We start from the raw sequence: 20,103 nt of genomic DNA on the forward strand, positions 1-20,103 counted from the left end.
ACGACAGGAAGTCTCTCGTGCAACGGATTGTGATTCTGGGCAACGCAGGCAGCGGCAAGTCCACGCTGGCGCGCCTGCTGGGCAAACGTCTCGACCTGCCCGTCGTGCATCTGGACACCTTGTTCTGGGAGCCCGGCTGGGTCGAGCCCGATGCGGTACGGTTCCGGGAACGGGTGCGCAACGCAATCGCCACCGACGCCTGGATCTGCGAAGGCAACTACGCCCGCCGCACCTTCGACCTGCGCCTGCCCCGCGCAGACCTCGTCATCTGGCTTGATACGCCTCGACTGACCTGCCTGATGCGGGTCTTGGTCCGTAGCGCAATGAACCGCCCACGGCCTGACCTTCCTGCGGGCTGTAGAGAAAAACTTGATCGCGCATTTCTAGCCTTCCTCAAGTTTGTGTGGCAGTTCGACCATGGCTATCGTCAAGGCATCGAAACAGCGCGAATGGCCATGGGCCCGGATGTGCCGGTGGTGCATTTGAGAGGAACGCGGCAGATCAGCGGTTTTGTTGAGGGGTTGGCCGAAAAGAGTTGATCCTGGATAACGACAAGACGCGTAATCAATGTATTCACGGTCTGAAGCAGGACGTTCGACGCCTGGACCATCGTTGGTTAAGCTCGGCTTTTTTCCGAGCAGAACATGACGTGAACAAGGTCTATCAAGGAAGTTGCCTGTGCTCTGCCGTCAGATATGAGCTGCTGAGTGCGCCAAAAGCCGTGAGTCATTGCCATTGCAGCCAGTGCCGGAAGGCGCATGGGGCCGCATTCGCCACGTATGGCAGCGTCCTTCGCAATGAACTGAAGATACTCAGCGGCGCAGATCGCCTCAGCGCCTATCGCTCCTCTGAATCAGTGCTGCGTGAGTTCTGCTCAACTTGCGGATCGACCTTGTTCTGGTCACGGGACAAGGGAGAGTTTGCCAATTGGGTTTCGGTGGCACTGGGTACGTTTGATACCCCCTTCATTCCCAGAAAGCACACGCATGTTCATCTCGAGTCTTCGGTTGATTGGTGCACACAATCACTCATAGCCAGGTAACCGCCCCGGTGACACTTAAAGAAGACATCTGGAAGACCTTCGGCCCTACGGTTTTCCATCGCCCCTTGTTTTACACCTACCCGGGCGGCCTGCGATTTGGGCTCTCTGAAACGGGAAGCGAACTCGAACAGTTTCTGCTGGCACTGCGTAAAGCAACTCAGATCTGTCGGGACATTTTCATCGAAGACTCGCTGGTCGTTTGTCTGCGAACGCACTCCACCGCAAACCATTTTGGTCACCGTGCAACTCTGGAGTCGTTGAGATCCGCCGGCATCGTCATTCCGGCATGGCGAGAGGTGTGGAGCGAAGCGATTGATCAGGAAGATTGGTACTGCGACTCGGTGCCCGAGTATTGGATCTACCTCGCATTCAAGGCGCCCGTCTCGCTGCTCGAATCCTTTCTGTGGTGTGCGTTGGCAAAGGACTTCAGGGCTATACAACCCAAGCCTGGATGCGACTTTTACCTCTTCAATATGCAGAAGAAAGTTCTCGCATTTCCTTATGACGACAGGGGCATGGACGTCGTAGGCCCGAATAAGAAATTGCTGTCAGCCCTGTATGAGGCGCATCGGCCGTACGTACTGGAATACGACCAGCGAGCCGACGACAAATGAGCTTCGAAGGTGGGGCGATCACTGCCCCACCCTTCTGTCAGAGCTTTTTCATTCCCCGCTCCAAGACCCACCCAACGCCGCCTGCAACTGCACGCTTGTCACCAACTGCGTCGCCACCAGGCTCAGCAACGTCTGTCGCTCGTTGAGACTGGTCGCCTGTGTCGTCGCGACATCCAGGTAGTCAATCACCCCCGCTTCATACTGATCGCGACTGACCGACGCGGAATCTTCTGCGGACTGTGCGGAGTGGCGGCGGGCTTCGAGCTCGGGTTGCAGGGTGCGCAGTTCGACGAGGTAGTCTTCGACTTCGCCCAATGCGCTGAGGACGGTCTGGCGGTAGGTGGCGACGCTGGCGTCATAGGCGTGGCGGGCCTGGTCGACGCTGGCTTTGGTGGCGCCGAAGTCGAGGATGGTGCCGGTCAGGCTCGGGCCGATGGACCAGAAGCGGTTGGGCAGCGAGAACAGGTTGCTGAGGGTCGAGCTCTGGTAGCCGCCGCTGGCGCTGAGGGTCAGGTCTGGGTAGTACGCAGCGGTGGCCACGCCGACAGCGGCGTTGGCAGCGGCCATTTGGCGTTCGGCGGCGGCGATGTCGGGGCGGCGTTCGAGCAGGCGGCTGGGCAGGCCCAAGGGTACGTCGGGCACGTGGTATTGCCAGGCGGGGTCGGCGGCCAAGGCGAAGTCGGCGGGCGGTTTGCCCATCAGCAAGGCGATGGCGTGTTCGTACTGCGCGCGCTGCCATTGCAGGTCGAGCATGGAGGCTTGGGCGCTTTGCAGCTGGGTCTTGCCGGTGGCGAGGTCGGCGCGGGAGACGATCTGTTCGTCGTACTTGTTCTGGATGATTTGCAGGTAGCGCTGGTAGCCGTCGATGGTCTCGCGGTACAGGGCGATGCGTCGGTCAAGCAGGCGCAGCTGGAAGTAGTCCTGGGCCAGTGACGACTGCGCGCTCAAGGTCGCATTGCTCAGGTCGGCGGCGCTGGCCTGGGCGCTGGCGCGGTCCTGTTCGGTGGTGCGACGCAACTTGCCCCAGATGTCGGCTTCCCAGCTCAGGTCGAGGCTGGCGGAGTGCTCTTTTCTCACCCCGCCGCTGCTGCTGGTGCTGGTGGAAGATGACGAGCCTGTGGACGTCTCGCTGCGGGTGCTCGAGCCGGTGCCGGTGAGCAGCGGGAACTGGTTGGCGCGAGACTCACGCACCAGCGCCAGCGCTTGCTGATATTGAGCGGCATACACAGCGACGTTCTGGTTGTTGAGTTGCACCTGGGCGACCAGCGCGTTCAGCTGCGGGTCCTGATACAGCTCCCACCACGGGCCTTTGGGCAGCTCATCCTGGGGGCTTGCCGCCTTCCAGCCTTGGGCTTCCTTGAAGGTGGTGGAGATCGGCGCGGTCGGCTTGTGGTAGTCGGGGCCGACGGTGCAGCCGCCCAACACGCTGCTGGCCAGCAGCACGGCAACACACAAGCGGTTCAGCAGTGGAGCGTTCATTCATTCAACCCTGTCAGTCAGCCGGGCACGTGAGTGCGGCGGATACGCGTGTGCCAGAAATGCCGGGAGGCGCGGCTCAGGCGGTCTAGATAGAGGTACACCACCGGGGTGGTGAACAGCGTCAGCAATTGGCTCAGCACCAGGCCACCGGCAATGGCCACGCCCAGCGGCTTGCGCAGGTCGGCATCGCCGCCGCTGCCGAGGGCCAGGGGCAAGGCGCCGAAAAACGCGGCCAGAGTGGTCATCATGATCGGCCGAAAGCGCATGCGGCAGGCTTCGATGATCGCGCGCTCCGGGGACAGCTTGCGGTCGCGTTCGGCCATGAGAGCGAAGTCGATCATCATGATGGCGTTCTTTTTGACGATGCCGATCAGCAGCAGAATGCCGATCAGGGCGATCACCGTGAGCTGCATGTTCACCGCCTTGAGCAGCAACAGCGCGCCCACCCCCGCCGACGGCAAGGTCGAGAGAATGGTCAGCGGGTGGATGTAACTCTCGTAGAGCACCCCGAGCACGATGTACACCGCCAGCAGCGCTGCGGCGATCAGCCACGGCATGCTCGCGGCCAGCGCGGCATAGGCCTGGGCGGTGCCGGCGAAACCGTATTGCACGTCCCTTGGCAGGCCGACCTTGTCGACCGCGCGGTTGATCGCGGCCGTGGCCTGCTCCAGCGAAACGCCGTCCTGCAGGTTAAAGGCGATGGTGCTGGTGGCCGACTGACCCTGGTGGGCCACGGCCAGCGGCGCATTGTCCGGGCTGAAGGTGGCGAAGGCGGTCAGCGGCACCTGCTGGTTGTCGGCGTTGATCACGTACATGCGGTCGAGCATGGTCGAGTCGCTGGTGTAGACCGGATCCAGGCCCATGATCACGTGATACTGGTTGAGGGTTTTGTACAGGGTCGCGACCTGGCGCTGGCTGTAGGCGTTGTTGAGCAAGTTGTCGATGTCGCTGACGCTTACGCCCAACCGGCTCGCTGCGGCGCGGTCGATGTGCAGCTTGAGTTCCTGGCCGCCGGTCTGCGAGTCGGAGTCGATGCCGGTCAATTCTGGCAACGCCCGCAGCGCGGCTTCGACCTTGGGCGCCCATGTGCGCAGCAGGTCCAGATCATCAGCCTGCAAGCTGAACTGGTAGGTGGCATTGGCACTGCGCCCACCCACGCGAATGTCTTCGGCGGGCATCAGAAACACCTGAATGCCGGCGACCTTGTTGTTGGCGCGGGTCAAACGATTGGCGATGGCCGCCGCGCTGCTGGTGCGCTGGGTGTAATCCTTGAGTCGAATGAAGAAGTCGCCGGTGTTGCGCGACCCTGCCCGCCCGCTGCCGGTGGACGACATCACGGCCTCGACGTCGGCGTCGGCGGCCAGGTCGTGGGCGATCTGCATCAGGTGCGGCTTGAGGGCCTGAAACGAGATGTTCTGGTCGGCGCGCACGGCGCCCATCAGCACGCCGGTGTCCTGAGCGGGAAAGAAGCCTTTGGGCACCGTGGCGTAGAGGTAGACGTTGAGCACAACGGTGAGCAAGAGGCTGAACAGGGTCAGCAAGCGATGACGCATCACCCACGCCAGCGCGGCGAGATACGCGCCTTGCATGCGCGCAATCCCGGCTTCGATCCAGCGATACAGACGCGGCTCGCGAGCGTCGTGGGCAGGCTGGCGCAGGAGCATGACGCAGAGCACCGGGGTCAGGCTCAGAGAGACGATCATCGACAGGCCAAGCGCCACGCTCAAGGTCACCGCGAACTCCCGAAACAGCCGCCCGACGATGCTGCCCATCAATAGAATCGGGATGAACACCGCCACCAGCGACAGGGTCATGGACAGCACCGTGAAGCCCACTTCGCGGGTGCCCATCAGCGCCGCACGCAGGGGGCGCATGCCCATTTCCTGATAGCGCGCGATGTTCTCCAGCACGACGATGGCGTCGTCCACCACGAAGCCTGTGCAGATGATCAGCGCCATCAGCGACAGGTTGTCGAGGCTGTAGCCGAGCAGGTACATGATCGAGCAAGTGCCGATCAGCGACACCGGCAACACCACCGCCGGAATCAGCGTCGCACGCACGTTGCGTAAGAAAACAAAGACCACGGCGATGACCAGCAAGGTGGCGATCAGCAGGGTTTCTTCGGTGTCGTGCAGGGACGAGCGCACGGTAGGGCCGCGGTCGATCACGCTGATCAGTTGCACGTCGCCGGGGATCTCGCGCTGCAGTTCGGGCAGCAGCGCTTTGATGCTGTCGATGGTCTGCAGCATGTTGGCGCCGGCCTGACGGGTCACGCCGAGGGTGACCGAGGGCTGGCCGTTGTAGTAGCCACCGACGAAGGTGTCTTCCACCGAATCGTAGACGTTGGCCACGTCACGCAGGCGCACGGCGGTGCCGTTCTGGTAGGTGATCACCAGCGCCTGATAGTCGACGGCCTTGTCGATCTGGTCGTTGGCGTCGATCACCCAGCTTTGCCCGTCGCCCTGCAGGATGCCCTTGGGCTTGGCCTTGGTGGCGTTGTTGATGGCCGTGCGCACGGTCTCAAGGGAGATGCCGGCGTGGTTGAGCAGGTTGGGCTGAATGTCGATGCGCACGGCGGGCAACGCGCCGCCGCGCACCGACACTTCGCCCACGCCGTTCACCTGAGCGACCTTCTGCTGCAGCTTGCTGTAGGCCAGGTCGTAGAGCTCGCCGGGGCTGCGGGTCGATGAGGTCAGCGCCAGCATCAAGACCGGCGCCTCCGACGGGTTGGCTTTGCGGTAAGTGGGCAGCGACGGCATGGAACTGGGCAAGAGGCTGCGCGAGGCGTTGATCGCCGCCTGCACGTCGCGGGCGGCGCCGTTGATGTCGCGGTCCAGCTCGAATTGCAGGATCAGCGTCGTCGAACCCTGGCTGCTGGTGGACGTCATTTCGGTGATGCCCGCGATCTGCCCCAGGCTGCGCTCAAGCGGTGTGGCCACGGTGGCGGCCATGGTCTCGGGGCTGGCCCCCGGCAGCGAGGCGCTGACCATGATGGTCGGGAAGTCGACCTGCGGCAGCGGCGCCACCGGCAGCAGCGTGTAGCCCAGGATGCCGGCCAGGGTGATGCTCAGGCTCAGCAAGAGCGTCGCCACCGGGCGGCGAATGAACAGCCGTGAGAGGTTCATGCCTGGCCTCGACCGATGCGCGTGCTGCCCCGCTTGAAGCGCGCCTTGGCCCGTTCCGACAGGCTATCGAACAACAGGTAGATCACCGGCGTGGTGAACAGGGTAAGGACCTGGCTCAGCAGCAGCCCGCCGACGATCACCAGCCCCAGTGGCCGACGCAACTCAGCACCCGCCCCGGTTGCCAGCATCAGCGGCAAGGCACCAAACAGCGCGGCCAGGGTGGTCATCAAAATCGGTCGCAAGCGCAGCAGCGCTGCACGATGAATCGCCTCACGGGCGTTGAGGCGTTGGTGCTGGCGGCCCTCAAGGGCGAAGTCGATCATCATGATCGCGTTCTTCTTGACGATGCCGATCAGCAGAATCACCCCGATCAGGGCGATCAGGCTGAATTCAGTGCCGGTGAGCAATAGCGCCAGCAACGCGCCGATGGCCGCCGACGGCAGGGTCGAAAGAATCGTCACCGGGTGAATGAAGCTCTCGTAGAGCATGCCCAGCACGATGTACATGGTCACCAGCGCCGCGAAAATCAGCCACAGCGTGTTGCCGGTGGCGGTCTGGAAGGCTTCTGCGGCGCCCTGATAACGCAGGGTGATGCTGCTCGGCGCATCGAGTTCGGTCATCACCTGAGCGATGGCCTGCTGTGCCTGTTCAAGGGAATATCCGTCTGCCAGGTTGAAGGATACGGTCACCGCCGGGAACTGATCCAGCCGGCTCAGCGACAGCGAACCGGTACGCTGGCCGACCTTGGCGATGTCGGTCAGACGCACCATTTGTGCGGGCGTGGAAGTCGTGGTCGAGCCTGTCGAAGTGCTGGTGCTCGACGTTGTGCTGCTGGTGGTCGAGGTGCTTGTGCTCCCTGTCGCCGCGGCCAGGTAAATGTTGTCGAACGCCGCGAGGTTCTGCTGGAACTTGCCCGGCACCTGCAGCACCACGCGGTACTGGTTTGACTGGGTGAAGATGGTCGAAATCAGGCGCTGGCCAAAGGCGTTGTAGAGCGCGGTGTCGACGTCCGATGCGCTGATGCCGTAACGCATGGCAGCGGCGCGATCCAGCTCCACATAGGCCACCAGCCCCTGGTCCTGCAGGTTGTCGATGACGTCACGCATTTGCGCACGGTGCTGCAGCTTCTCCATCAGCTTGGGCACCAGCGCCGAGAGGTTGGCGCTTTCCGAATCGTCGAGGGTGAACTGGTACTGGCTGGGGGTCAGCTGGTCGTCGACGGTGAGGTCCTGGGACGACACCAGATTGAGCTGAATTCCCGCTACGGCGCTGGCGGATTTTTCCAGTCGGGTGATGACCTGTGTGGCGGTGTCGTCGCGGTCCTCGAAGGGCTTGAGTTCGATCTGCAGACGACCGTTGTTCAGCGAGTTGTTGTTGCCGTCGACGCCGATGGTCGATGACACCGATTCCACGGCCGGGTCCTTGCGCACCACCTCAACCATGGCCTGCTGACGGCGAGCCATTTCACCGAATGAGACGTCTTGCGAGGCGCGGGTGAAGCCTTGAATCAGACCCGTGTCCTGGGTCGGAAAGAAACCCTTGGGCACCACCAGATACAGAAAGCCGGTCAGTGCAACCGTGCCCACCGCCACCAGCAAGGTCAGGCGCTGGTGATCGAGCACCCACACCAGCCCGCGATCATAGGCATTGAGCACCTTTTGATACTGACGATCGCCCCAAGCTGCGAAGCGGCCCTTGCTGTCCTCCGGCACATGGCGCAACAGGTGTGCGCAGAGCATCGGCGTGAGGGTCAGGGAGACGATCATCGACACCAGAATCGCCACCGCCAGGGTGATGGCGAACTCGCGAAACAGCCGCCCGACCACGTCGCCCATGAACAGCAGCGGGATGAGCACGGCGATCAGCGAGAAGGTCAGCGAGATGATGGTGAAGCCGATTTCCTGGGAGCCCTTGAAGGCCGCGGCCATGGGCTCTTCGCCCTCCTCCAGGTGCCGGGAAATGTTCTCCACCACCACGATGGCGTCGTCGATCACAAATCCTGTGGCAATGGTCAGCGCCATCAGTGTCAGGTTGTTCACGCTGAACCCGGCCAAGTACATGACCCCGAACGTACCGATCAGCGACAGTGGCACTGCAAGGCTGGGGATGAGCGTGGCCGTCAAGTTGCCGAGGAAGGCAAAGGTCACCAGCACCACCAGGCCAATGGACAGCAGCAGCTCGATCTGCACCTCCTTGATCGATGCGCGAATGGTCTGGGTGCGGTCGCTGATCACGGTGAGCTTCACCGAATCCGGCAGCGCCGACTGCAAGGTCAGCAGCTTGGCCTTGATGCTGTCGACCACCTCGATGACGTTGGCGCCAGGCTGACGCTGCACGGCAATCACAATCGCCGGCTGTCCGTTGGCCGTGGCCGACAGGTACTGATCCTGAGGCGCTTCGGCGGTGGTGGCGACATCTTTGAGGCGCAGCGCTGCGCCGTTCTCGTAGGCCAGCACCAGCTCGCCGTATTCCACGGCATCACGCAGCTGGTCGTTGGCGTCGATGGTGATCGAATGCGCCGGGCCATCGAAGCCGCCCTTGGAGCCGTTGACGTTGGCGGCATTGACCTTGTCATAGACGTCTTCCAGGGTCAGGCCATGGGCCGCGAGGCTGGTGGGATTGACCTCGATCTTCACCGCCGGCTGCTGACCGCCCGCAAGACTGACCATGCCCACACCGGAAATCTGCGAAAGCTTGAGCGCCACCCGGGTGTTGACCAGATCCTGCACGCGGGTGAGCGGCAGGCTGTCGGAGGTGGCTGCCAGGGTCAGCACGGCGGTGTCGGCCGGGTTGACCTTTTTATAAGTGGGCGGGTTGGGCAGGTCGGTGGGCAACAGGCTGTTAGCGGCGTTGATGGCCGCCTGCACCTCTTGCTCGGCAACGTCCAGCGACAGGTCCAGAGAGAACTTCAGGGTGATCACCGACGCCCCGGCCGAACTGGTCGAGTACATCTGCGACAGGCCGGACATCTGCCCCAACTGACGCTCCAGCGGCGCTGTGACCGCCGAAGCCAGCACGCTGGAACTGGCACCCGGATACAAAGTACTGACCTGAATGGTCGGGTAGTCGACTTCCGGCAGCGCCGAGGTTGAGAGCAAGCGGTAGGCGAAAATGCCGGCCAGCATCACCGCCAGCATCAGCAAAATCGTGGCCACGGGACGCTGGATAAACAGTCGCGACGGGTTCATGGGGTGACGTTGCCGGTGGCGGGCTGAGTGGTTTTGCCCGAGGTTTTGCCGGGTGTTTGAGAGGCATCGCTGGCCGGTTTCTCGACCTCTACCCTGCTGCCGTCACGCAGGTGATCGATTCCCCGCGTGACCACTTGCTCGCCCTGCTCCACGCCTTTGCTGATGACTGTCTGATCGCCCATGACCGGGCCGACCGTGATGCTGCGGCGATTGGTTTTGCCATCCTTGACCACGTAGAGAAACTCGCCGTCGCTGCTCAGTTGCACAGCGGCGGACGGTACCACCACAGCGTTGTGCAGGATGTCGGTGGTCAGCTTCACGTTGACGAACTGATTGGGGTAGAGCTTCTCGTCGGGGTTGTCGAACAACGCCTTCAACTTGATGCTGCCGGTGGTGGTGTCGATCTCGTTGCTGATGAATTTCAGCGTGCCGCTGGCCAGCGTTGTGGTGCCCAACTGGTCAAGGGCCTGCACGCTCAGTGACTCACCCTTGCGCACTTTGGGCAGCAAAGCCGCCAGTTGCGCCTGGGGCAGGCTGAAGGTCACGGCGATGGGGTTGGTCTGGGTCACGGTGACGATGCCAGTGGTGCTGCTGGACGACACCACGTTACCCGGGTCCACCAGACGCAGGCCGACGTAGCCATCAATGGGGGAGACGATTTTGGCGTAGGTCAGGTTGAGTTTCGCGGCGTCGATCTGGCCTTGATCGGCCTTGACGGCGCCGGCGTACTGGCCGACGGTGGCCATCTGCGTATCCAGATCCTGCTTGGCCAGGGAGTCCTTGGCGAACAAACGCTTGTAGCGTTCGGCAGTCAGTTGCGCGCTTTTGAGCAACGCCTGATTCTGCGCCATGTCGCCCTGGTATTGATCCAGCGTGGCCTGATACGCGCGAGGGTCGATCTGCGCCAGCACCTGGCCTTTCTTCACGTACTGGCCTTCGGTGAAGTACACGGCCATCAGTTCGCCGTCGACGCGGCTGGTGACCGTGACCGAATAGTTGGGAATGGCGGTGCCCAGCGCCTGCTGGATCACCGGCACATCGGCGAGCCCTGCCGTGCCGACGGCCACGCTGACGGTGGCGTTGGTGTCGACCATGCCAGGGCCGGCATGACGCCCACCGGGGCCGGCGGGCACGGCGCTGGCATCGCTCTGCGTCGGTACGGAGGACGGGGTGTGCTTGATGTACACAAAGACAGCGCCAATGGCTGCGGCTATCAGGAGCGCGAATACAAGGCGCTTGCGTGAACGGGCTGCCGGGATCTGGGTCATTGGAAACTTCTGTGTGGGCAAGGGATAACGCGTGCAGCGGTGAAACGGGCGCCGCTGCACCGGACACATCACGGCTCAGCTTGGCGACACCTGTTGCAACGACCGGCAGAGGCACTCATGCAGACCGCAGACCGGCTGCAGGATTCAAGTGGCTGAAACGCTTGAGCGTGATGGGGCCATTTAGCCGCGCATCACCTGCCCGAACAAGCTGTAAAGACCACCTTTGCCAATTATTTACAAACACCTGAACATCGCGCAGCGCCTTGTACGGCGCTGCTTGCAGCCGAATCGAGCGATGTATCGACTTTGTCACCAGAGGGTATCGAAACGGCTACTCGAAACAGCCTCAGAAGCGATAATCAACACCCGCTCCGGCATACCACGACCTACCCGGTGCCGCTTCGTAGTAACGCGCATTGCTGTCGCCGACGATCACCGAGCCCACGTATTGCCGGTCCAGCAGGTTGTCCAGGCGCAGCAGTTGATGGAAGGTCCAGTGCCCGTAATCCTGCTCGAAACGCGCACGCCAGTTGAATACCGTGTAGGCAGGCGCCGCCTTGTCCTGATTGCTGTCCTCGACATACACCTTGCTGCGGTACTGCGCTTCAAGCCCGGTGCTGATGCCTGAACGCGGCTTCCACACCAACTCGCCAAACAGGCTGTTGAGCGGCACGCCCGGCAGCTGATTGCCTTTTTCGATGACCTTGCCGCTCTGGGTGAAGTCCTCGTCGTAGGTCGCATCCGTGCGGGTGTAGGCCAAGGTGGTCTGCCACTGCTCGCTGAGCTGGCTATCCAGGCTGATCTCGACGCCGCGACGCAGCGTCTTGCCGGCGTTGGTGTAGCTGGTGCGGCCGTCGGTGGAGCTGGCGACGACGATCTCATCGTCCGTGTGGATTTCAAACACCGCGGCATTGAGGCGAGTGCCCTGCCCCAGGCGCGCTTTCAGGCCTAGCTCGTATTGGGTGCTGGTGGCCGGATCGAGGCCAAAGTTGAAGCTCTCAGCCAGCCCCGGTGCGTAGGCCATCTCGGCCTGGGTCGGGGTTTCGAAGCCTTTGCCGACGCTGAAATAACCATGCAGATCCGGCGTGAACGCGTACATCACCGACAGCGAGGGCGTGTTCTGCTGGTACTTTTTCGACCCGCTGCCATCGCCGTTGGCCAGGTAGTGGTCGTTCACATCCATGGTCATGGTGCTGTGACGAACACCGGCTTCCATGACCCAGTTGCCCAGCGCCCAGTGGGCCTGCACGTAAGGGTCGAGGCTGGTGGCGGTGTCCTGCTCGTCACGGCGCAATTCGCCTTTGACGCCCATCTGGCTGCCGCTGAAATTCTGGTAGCCGCGACGATCATCCTGACTGCGATCGTAGTCGGCACCCACCGTTACCTTGAAGTCACCCGGCAGTGCAGACAACGGCTGAATCCAACGCAAGGTGCCGCCATGAAACTCGCGATCAAAATCCACCACCCCGCCGCCGCGCTGGCTGTTGGAAGCCACTGTGCGCGGAATCGACAGGTACTGAATGACGCTGCGCTGCCCGGCGTAAAGGTTGAACTGCAAGGTCGCGTCGCCGAAGTAACGCTCGTAATTCATGCCCAGTTGCTGGTGATCGATGCTCTTGCGGGTGTTGTAGGTCTCGGCGACCGAAGCCACCGAGCGCGGGTCGTGCTTGTAGGCATCCCAGGTCTGGCCGAGGGGGTCTTGCGTGTTGTTCTGCTCCAGGCTGCTGTAGATCAGCGCGAGGTGGGAGTCCTCGTCGGGGTTGAAGGTCAGCTTGCCGAAGGTCTGGTCGCGGCGCGCGGCACTGTGGTCGCGATAGCCGTCGGTGTCCAGGCGCGAGGCATCCAGCACGAAGCCTGCGGTGTCATTGCCGCCTTGCGCGGACAGGTGATTCTTGTTAAAGCCATCGCTGCCAAAAGTGGTCTCCGCGCCAACGGTCGCCGGGCCCTGGCCGTCGCGGGTGAACATCTGGATCACGCCGCCGGCGTTGCTGCCGTAGATCGTCGAAGCCGGGCCACGCAACACTTCGATGCGGTCCGCTACATCGAGGTTGAGCGAAGCCGCCTGCCCCTGACCATCGGGGGTACTGGCCGGGATGCCGTCGCTGAACAGCTTCAAGCCGCGGATACCAAAGGCCGAACGCGCGCCGTAGCCCCGCGAGGAAATCTGCAGATCCTGGGCGTAGTTCTGACGGTTCTGCACCACCAGCCCCGGCACCCGCGACAGCACTTCCGACAGGTTCACGCCCAACTGGCCGTCGGTGCCCTTGGACAGGTCAACGGTGTCGATGGAAAACGGCAGCTCGAAACTCGATGCCGGCGCGTAACTGCCGGTGACCACTGTAGGCTCGGCGATGTCGAGGGTCGCCGGGGTGTCCGCGTAGCCGAGGCTGCTCGTGCCCACGCCCCAGCACAACAGGGTCAGATTGAACGGGGCGCTCAGGCGCGAGCGGGTAAAGCGAGGTGACATCTGAAACTTCCTGTAGGCATGCATCGGTAGAAAGACATCATTTGAAGGCAAAAGCATGCCCCACGACACACCCTTTCGCGTACAGCATCAGACGTTCAATTCGGCCAGCACTTAAACACTCGTCGTGACCGGGCCGCATGGGTGCCTGCACAGATCGATCTCCCATTCCCCGACCACGCTTAAGGATTGAGCCCATCGCGCTGCTGCGCACTCCAGAGTTCGAGGTTGGCGGTGACCAGCGCTTGCGGCAGAGGGCTGGATACGATCTTCTTCATTTCATCGTTGATCTTGTCCTGCAGCGGCGGTTTCAGGCACTCCGAGCTGGGGGACAGCGCCAGATACAGCCCTTCGCTGCTGATCGGCGGCTCCAGCGCCTTCACCTCGGTGTCGACTCCCAGTTTCTTCGCCAGGGCGAAGCCCGGAAACTGCTCGAAGATCACGAAATCATTGCGCTTTAGGATGAGCTTCTGGAACGCTTGGCTGGCGGTGGGAACGGCCTCCAGCGAAAGGTGCGCCTTGGCGTAGTCATCGAAGGCCTGGCCATAGCTGTTATTGACCAGGGTGCCACCGCTGCGCCCGATCAGGTCGGACCACTGGTGATAGGGAAACGCGCTGTCTTGCCTCACCCAGATCATGCTTGAGGTAAACAGGAACGGAGGGCTCACGAAATTCAGCGTCCGCGCCCGCTCGGCCGTGAGGAAGTAGCCGACCAGCATATCGATGCGCCCCGCCCTCACCTCTTCCTGAGCCCGCGACCAAGGCCCGCCGTAGACCACCTTGATGTCCAGCCCCAGCCGGGTTCCCAGCTGTTTGATCAGGTCGGCATTGGCGCCGATCAGTTGCTGAGGGTTGTGCGGGTCTCGCCACAGGTAGGGCGGGTATTCGGCATTGCCGGTCGCGGTGAGGTGATCACACGCATTTTCGCTCATCGCCATACCGGGGAGCAGCAGCGTGGCCGCTATCGACGCGAACTTGCACAGACGATGCCCGATCATATTGAACCTCTGAGGAAACCCCACCTGCGAGCGGTATGCCCATCGCCAATTGATGTCCGGCGAACACGATGGATGACACGGGGACAGCAACAATCTCTATTGAGATCCCGTGCACGGGCCATTCGTGCCGAAAACTTCAAAAGGCGCATCTGCACTGAAGACCCGAATGCCACAGTTCGTCAAATCATGTCGGCAACCGTTGCGGGTTTTCCCTGCCCGACAGCCCCGCCGACCTCGCGTCCTCACGCCACATCCCGCAACAGCCACCCCACTACCTTGCCCAGATCCGAGCGTTCATCAGGGGCGCTTGCGGTCAGCAGGTAAAACCCGGCGTCAGTGTCCAGCACCTGTTCGGGGTCCAGCGCCCTCACCAGCGCGCCACTGGCCAATGCCCCTGCCACCAATACGTTGGGCGCCAAGGCGACACCCAGCCCGCGTTCGGCGGCTTCGATGGCCAGGCTCGTCTGAGAAAACATTTGCATCGTGGAGGTGGAAGGCACACGGCTGGCGGCAAACCAGCGGCTCCAGTTGTCATGGGAATCGGCGATCAGCGGGGCGCCATGGGCGAGGTCTGGCAGGGTATGCCAGCGATGCTGTCCCTTCACGCTCGGCGAGCACACCGGAATGATGCTGCCCAGAAACAAGGGGTGCACGTGGCAACCTGGAAACGGCGGCGTGCCCCAGCGAATCGCCATGTCGACCGCATCCACACCGTGCAGCGAACGTGCAGCATTACTGGCGTCGATCATCACCGACAACTCGGGTTCAGCCTCGCTCAAGCGGGCGAGCTTCGGGATCAGCCAGCGACTGGCAAAGGCCCCCGTGGTGCTCAAGGTCAGGGCACGGGTGCCGGAGGTTGAACGCTGCGCCGTGAGCTCGCGGGTCGCCTCGTTGATCAGGTCCAGCGCCAGCTGAACCTTGGTCAGAAAATCTTCTGCTTCAGGCAGCAACTGCGTGCCGCGAGGCAGGCGCTTGAACACCACCATACCCAGCTTCTGCTCCAGCAAACGGACCTGCTGCGCCACCGCGCCGGTGGTGATGTGCAGCTCGTCAGCGGCGGCGCGAAAGCTGCCGCGTCGGGCCGTTGCCTCGAAAGCAACCAGTTGACCGATCACGGCATGCCCCGATCGCGTAAGGAGTGATTTGTTCATCGTTGACCTGCCTGATTACCCATGCCGCGAAAGCATGAGTATGTAGTTTTTCTACAGCCTCATACAAAAAACATCGCTAGTGCAGTGAGAGATCGTGACCTAGATTGAGCCCATCCCGACCCTTCATTCCTTAAGAGGATTCTCAAATGTCCGAAGCAAAAGTGGCGCTGATCATCGCCGGTGGCAGCGGCATGGGCGCGGCTGCGGCACGTCGCCTGGCGGCCGATGGCTTCAAGGTGGGCGTGCTGTCTTCGTCCGGCAAAGGCGAAGCGCTGGCGCAGGAACTGGGCGGCATTGGCATCACCGGCTCGAATCAGTCGACCGACGACATCAAGCGTCTGGTGACCGCCGCCGTGGACAAATGGGGTCGCATCGATGTGCTGGTCAACAGCGCAGGCCACGGCCCACGGGCGCCGATTCTGGAGATCAGCGACGAAGACTGGCATCGCGGCATGGAGGTGTACCTGCTCAATGTCATCCGCGCCACGCGGCTGGTGACGCCGTTCATGCAGCAGCAAAAAGGCGGCGCAATCATCAATATTTCCTCGGCCTGGACGTTCGAACCGACCGCCATGTTTCCCACCTCGGCGGTGTTCCGGGCGGGTCTGGCGTCATTCACCAAAATCTTTACGCAGACCTACGCCGGCGACAACATCCGCATGAACAACGTGCTGCCGGGCTGGATCGACAGCCTGCCGAGCACCGATGAACGCCGCGATAGCGTGCCGCTCAAGCGCTATGGCAGCAGCGAAGAGGTGGCCGCGACGATTGCGTTTCTGGCCTCTGAAGGCGCGGCTTACATCACCGGGCAGAACCTGCGGGTCGATGGCGGTGTGACCCGGTCGGTCTGATGCCCATCGAAGGGATGCCCCACAGCGGGCATCCCCCCGGAATTTACGGCAATTCCTTCCTATCGGACGCCGTTTTGCGTAGCCTTCGTAACCATTCCATTTCATCGGTTTCGAAAGGCATTCTTCCGCCCCTCCATGCGCAAAGTTCTTGGCTCCCTCACCGCGACCGTGCTGGTGATTCTTCTCGTCAGCTACGGGCTGTGGACGAGCAAACGTCACGTCGGCCATTACCTCACCGACCTGCGCATCCAAGTGGTGATCAACGACGGCCAGCCTGGCGACCGCGGCAATCTGCTGGGCATTCAGCCGGAGCTGTTTCCTTCCGATTATTCGAGCACCAAACGCCTGCATCGCAAGCTGGCGGCCTACCTGCAACAGGCCCGCGACCACGGCCTGATCAACGACAAAACCATCGTCGTGCTGCCCGAACACATCGGCACCTGGTTGTTCGCGATGGACGAGAAATCGCAGTTCTATCAAGCCGCTACCATTGAAGAAGCCATGAACTGGCTGGCCTTCAGCAACCCGCTGCTGTTCCTCGATGCGCTGCTGCACGCCCGTGGCGAAAGCCGTCTGGACGACGCGCACCTGCGCATGAAGGCGCGCAGCATGGCCCAGGATTATCAAAACGTATTTGGCGGGCTGGCCCATGAATTCGGCGTGACACTGGTGGCAGGCTCCATCGTCCTGCCCAGCCCGGAGGTTCAGGACGGCCAACTGCAAGTCGGCACCGGCGCACTGTACAACAGCAGCGTCGTGTTTGGGCGCGATGGCCTGCCCATCGGTCAGCCGCAACGGCAGCTGTTCCCCAGCTGGTATCAGCGCGGCTATATCCGCTCCGGCAAAGACGCGCCGCTGAACGTCATCGACACCCCGGCCGGGCGCCTGGCGACGCTGATCGGCGTCGACAGCTGGTACCCGGACAACTATGTGCGCCTGAACGCGGCGGGTGCCGAGCTGATCGCGATTCCGGCGTTCGTCGCTGGCAACGGCAGCTGGTCACAACCCTGGCGCAGCGACAAGCACGAGGGCCTGGACCTTGGGCCCAAACCGCTGACCGAGGGCGAAGCGTGGCGCCGTTTGACCCTGACCCCGATCAGCAACGCCAAGGCCGGCATCAGCGTGTTCATGCGCGGGCAATTCTGGGATCAGGGCAGCGCCGGCCACAGTTTCGCGACCCGGGGCGGTCAGAGCATCGCCGAACAATCCATCAGCGCCGCACCGAAAGGCGCGAAACCCGGCCACGGCGCGCGCCTGATCAACCTCTGGTTGTGACCGATGAGCGCGCCTCGGGTACGTCTGGGTGATTTGTCGGTCGGTTTCGTCCACAACCTCGCCGACGCCGTGCGCCTTCAAGGGCAAGACCCACAACCTCTGCTCGAACAATACGGCCTGGACGCCGCGCGCTTGGGCGAGGCCGGGGCGCGTCTGTCGATCCCTCGCTACATGCGCCTGGGTCACGCCGCGATTGAGCTGACGGGCAGTCCGGCATTGGGCTTGCGCATGGGCCAAGTGAGTCGCCTGAGTCAGGCGGGCCTTGCCGGTATCACTGCGGCACAAGCCCCGACGGTGCGTGAGGCGGCGCGCACGCTGATCCGTTTCGAAGCCCTGTACGGCTCGAACTATCGCGGGCAGTCGAGCTTCCACGAGGACAGCGAAGGCGCCTGGCTGCGCTTCTATTCCATCAGCCCGTACAACGATTACAACCGTTTCGTGGTGGATTCGATCCTGAGCGGATGGCTGCACCAGCTCTCGACGCTGGCAGGCACCGCCTTACTGGCCGAGCGCGTCGATATCGAATTCGCCGCACCCGCCTACGCCGACGCATATGCCCTGTTGAGCGAACACCCAGTGAGTTTTGGCGCGCAGGTCAATCAGCTGCGCCTGAGCCAGAAAAACCTGGCCCTGCGCAACCCCGACCACGTGCCGAGCACCTGGCGCCACCTGTTGCAAGTGTGTGAACGGGAACTGGAGCAACTGACGCGCACCCGCAGCCTGCGTGAGCGGATCATTCAGTTGCTGGGGCCGTTGCTGAATGGAGGGCGGGAGCCGGATCTTGCGGAAGTGGCGGCACGGCTGAAGCTTCCGACCTGGACCCTGCGCCGCAAACTGGCGGAGGAAGGCACGCGCTTTCGCGCGGTGCTCAATGACACGCGTCGCGATCTGGCCATGACCTACATCCGCGACACGGAACTGGCGTTTGGTGAAATCGCCTATCTACTGGGTTTTGCCTCGGCCGAAGCCTTTCAGCGCGCCTTCAAACGCTGGAACGGCCAGACTCCCGGGGAGTTCCGCCGCAGCCAACGTCATTCGGACTGATCTTTTCTTGCAGGGTGTTGTTTACAGCTCGGTGGCATCGTCGGCGGGCTCGAGGGGATCGAGTTCGTACGCCTGATACTCCAGCAGTTCTTCCTGATAATCGTCCATCTTTCATGCCCTCGTGGCTGGTCTCTTCGTTTCGGTCATTTTTCTGTCGTTTCAGCGACTTCATTCACTGACCACGAGCATCACCCTAAAGTGCCCTCATGAACGAAACATGAAGGCCTGTTGAACATTAGACGAGGGGATCACGGAAAAATTAACCGGCACTTCCCTGTCAACGCTCTGGGGCGGGACTTGTGGCCAGCAAGGGAATATTTAGCTCACCGTGGAATATCGTGCAAGTGGTCAGGAAAATTCACATACCTCAGTGCCACAAAGTACCTGTGGGAGTGTGCGCAGCACAGGTGTTCAATTTGCGCTTGACGGCGTGAACCGGCTCGCCATAGTCTTCGCCCCATGAACAGATTCCTGCACGCCGTCAGCCCACGAATTATTACCGCCATTCCAGTCATGGCGGGTTAGCCGACGCTTGCACCCAACCCGCCCTAGAGGCGGGTTTTTTCTTTCTGTCTCCCGGGCCACCCACTCGAACCAGGAGCCAGACATGATCATCATCCGCCCTTCCCTCGCCGCTGTTTTCCCACGCCTGATCATCGCTGCGCCTTCAGTGGGGACGACGCGATGAATCAGATGCTCAACGACGCGCCGGCCAGCAGCGACCTGCTGAACCACTACGCCCGAAAAATCCTCACCTCCCGCGTCTACGACGTCGCCGTGGAAACCCCGCTGCAAGGCGCCCGTCAGCTGTCCGAGCGGCTGGGCAATCAAGTGCTGCTCAAGCGCGAAGACCTGCAGCCGGTGTTCTCCTTCAAGATCCGCGGCGCCTACAACAAGCTGGCGCAGCTGAGCGCGCAAGAGCTGGCGCGGGGTGTGGTCACGGCTTCAGCGGGCAACCACGCGCAAGGGCTGGCACTGGCGGCGAAGAAGCTGGGGATCAAGGCGACCATCGTCATGCCCAAGACCACGCCGGAGATCAAGGTCGAAGGCGTACGCTCGCGCGGCGGAAAAGTGGTGCTGCATGGCGACTCTTTCCCCGAGGCGCTGGCGTACTCTCTGAAGCTGGTTGAGGAAAAGGGCTACGTCTACATCCACCCGTATGACGACCCAGACACCATCGCCGGGCAAGGCACGGTGGCCATGGAAATCCTCCGCCAGCACCCGGGCCAGCTGGACGCGATCTTCGTGCCGGTCGGCGGTGGCGGGCTGATCGCGGGCATCGCGGCGTACGTGAAGTACCTGCGCCCCGAGATCAAGGTGATCGGCGTCGAACCGGACGACTCCAACTGCCTGCAACAGGCCATGGCCTACGGCGAGCGCGTGGTGCTGCAGCAGGTCGGGCTGTTCGCCGATGGCGTGGCGGTGGCGCAGATCGGCAAGCACACCTTCGACATCTGCAAGGATTACGTCGACGAAGTGATCACCGTCAGCACCGACGAAATCTGCGCGGCGATCAAGGACATCTACGACGACACCCGCTCGATCACTGAGCCTGCAGGCGCCTTGGCCGCGGCAGGGATCAAGAAGTACGTCGAGCAGTATGA

At 62.3% G+C, this 20,103-nt stretch carries 14 protein-coding genes; 7 read left to right on the top strand and 7 right to left on the bottom strand.

All coding sequences use genetic code 11. The annotated features are described in order from the left end of the window. Positions 1-17: 17 nt before the first annotated feature. The 3 genes from AC07V9_RS21550 to AC07V9_RS21560 all read left to right on the top strand — a co-directional run bounded on the left by AC07V9_RS21550 (position 18) and on the right by AC07V9_RS21560 (position 1,656). Positions 18-539: a P-loop NTPase family protein gene (locus AC07V9_RS21550; RefSeq protein ID WP_495017663.1), complete on the top strand. Its 522-nt coding sequence runs from the start codon at positions 18-20 to the stop codon at positions 537-539. Between the two features lie 110 nt (positions 540-649). Further along, positions 650-1,042, top strand: coding sequence for a GFA family protein (locus AC07V9_RS21555; protein WP_495017677.1), 393 nt, complete (start codon positions 650-652; stop codon positions 1,040-1,042). 8 nt (positions 1,043-1,050) lie between these two features. Next, positions 1,051-1,656, top strand: a complete 606-nt coding sequence (locus AC07V9_RS21560; RefSeq protein ID WP_495017664.1) for a DUF3885 domain-containing protein — start codon at positions 1,051-1,053, stop codon at positions 1,654-1,656. A gap of 48 nt (positions 1,657-1,704) precedes the next feature. Here AC07V9_RS21560 and AC07V9_RS21565 read toward each other — a convergent pair whose 3' ends face one another. From AC07V9_RS21565 to AC07V9_RS21595, 7 genes are all read right to left on the bottom strand, one after another. Continuing rightward, the gene (locus AC07V9_RS21565) at positions 1,705-3,135 is read right to left on the bottom strand and encodes an efflux transporter outer membrane subunit (protein ID WP_495017665.1); all 1,431 of its coding nucleotides are present in this window, start codon (positions 3,133-3,135) and stop codon (positions 1,705-1,707) included. A gap of 17 nt (positions 3,136-3,152) precedes the next feature. Then, entirely contained in the window at positions 3,153-6,260 is a 3,108-nt protein-coding gene (locus tag AC07V9_RS21570) for an efflux RND transporter permease subunit (protein ID WP_495017666.1), read from the bottom strand. After that, positions 6,257-9,448, bottom strand: coding sequence for an efflux RND transporter permease subunit (locus tag AC07V9_RS21575; RefSeq protein WP_495017667.1), 3,192 nt, complete (start codon positions 9,446-9,448; stop codon positions 6,257-6,259). Before AC07V9_RS21575 ends, AC07V9_RS21570 begins: the two co-directional genes overlap by 4 nt. Then, entirely contained in the window at positions 9,445-10,716 is a 1,272-nt protein-coding gene (locus tag AC07V9_RS21580) for an efflux RND transporter periplasmic adaptor subunit (protein WP_495017668.1), read from the bottom strand. Before AC07V9_RS21580 ends, AC07V9_RS21575 begins: the two co-directional genes overlap by 4 nt. Positions 10,717-11,062: 346 nt before the next feature. Further along, complete coding sequence (locus tag AC07V9_RS21585) at positions 11,063-13,183, bottom strand: TonB-dependent receptor family protein (protein WP_495017669.1); 2,121 nt, start codon at positions 13,181-13,183, stop codon at positions 11,063-11,065. 179 nt (positions 13,184-13,362) lie between these two features. Then, positions 13,363-14,178 (bottom strand): substrate-binding periplasmic protein, encoded by an 816-nt coding sequence (locus AC07V9_RS21590; protein WP_495017670.1) that lies wholly within the window; start codon positions 14,176-14,178, stop codon positions 13,363-13,365. Between the two features lie 242 nt (positions 14,179-14,420). Then, complete coding sequence (locus tag AC07V9_RS21595; protein ID WP_495017671.1) at positions 14,421-15,329, bottom strand: LysR substrate-binding domain-containing protein; 909 nt, start codon at positions 15,327-15,329, stop codon at positions 14,421-14,423. Positions 15,330-15,475: 146 nt separating this feature from the next. Here AC07V9_RS21595 and AC07V9_RS21600 point away from each other — a divergent pair, with 146 nt between their 5' ends. The 4 genes from AC07V9_RS21600 to ilvA all read left to right on the top strand — a co-directional run. After that, entirely contained in the window at positions 15,476-16,180 is a 705-nt protein-coding gene (locus tag AC07V9_RS21600) for an SDR family oxidoreductase (RefSeq protein ID WP_495017672.1), read from the top strand. Positions 16,181-16,315: 135 nt separating this feature from the next. Beyond that, entirely contained in the window at positions 16,316-17,455 is a 1,140-nt protein-coding gene (locus AC07V9_RS21605) for a carbon-nitrogen hydrolase family protein (RefSeq protein WP_495017673.1), read from the top strand. Positions 17,456-17,458: 3 nt separating this feature from the next. Next, positions 17,459-18,499 carry an AraC family transcriptional regulator gene (locus AC07V9_RS21610; protein ID WP_495017674.1) on the top strand — a complete coding sequence of 347 codons (1,041 nt, stop codon included), beginning with the start codon at positions 17,459-17,461 and terminating at the stop codon, positions 18,497-18,499. A 693-nt stretch (positions 18,500-19,192) separates the two neighbouring features. Further along, positions 19,193-20,103, top strand: a 911-nt coding sequence (gene ilvA / locus AC07V9_RS21615) for a threonine ammonia-lyase, biosynthetic (RefSeq protein ID WP_495017678.1), incomplete at its 3' end; no start/stop codon positions are given.

The sequence above is a fragment of the Pseudomonas sp. GW821-FHT02A11 genome (assembly GCF_059421985.1).

Coding starts and splice junctions, on each gene's coding strand:
- AC07V9_RS21565 (WP_495017665.1), bottom strand. CDS start 3,135: ATGAACGCTCCACTGCTGAACCGCTTGTGTGTTGCCGTGCTGCTGGCC.
- AC07V9_RS21570 (WP_495017666.1), bottom strand. CDS start 6,260: ATGAACCTCTCACGGCTGTTCATTCGCCGCCCGGTGGCGACGCTCTTG.
- AC07V9_RS21575 (WP_495017667.1), bottom strand. CDS start 9,448: ATGAACCCGTCGCGACTGTTTATCCAGCGTCCCGTGGCCACGATTTTG.
- AC07V9_RS21580 (WP_495017668.1), bottom strand. CDS start 10,716: ATGACCCAGATCCCGGCAGCCCGTTCACGCAAGCGCCTTGTATTCGCG.
- AC07V9_RS21585 (WP_495017669.1), bottom strand. CDS start 13,183: ATGTCACCTCGCTTTACCCGCTCGCGCCTGAGCGCCCCGTTCAATCTG.
- AC07V9_RS21590 (WP_495017670.1), bottom strand. CDS start 14,178: ATGATCGGGCATCGTCTGTGCAAGTTCGCGTCGATAGCGGCCACGCTG.
- AC07V9_RS21595 (WP_495017671.1), bottom strand. CDS start 15,329: ATGAACAAATCACTCCTTACGCGATCGGGGCATGCCGTGATCGGTCAA.
- AC07V9_RS21600 (WP_495017672.1), top strand. CDS start 15,476: ATGTCCGAAGCAAAAGTGGCGCTGATCATCGCCGGTGGCAGCGGCATG.
- AC07V9_RS21605 (WP_495017673.1), top strand. CDS start 16,316: ATGCGCAAAGTTCTTGGCTCCCTCACCGCGACCGTGCTGGTGATTCTT.
- AC07V9_RS21610 (WP_495017674.1), top strand. CDS start 17,459: ATGAGCGCGCCTCGGGTACGTCTGGGTGATTTGTCGGTCGGTTTCGTC.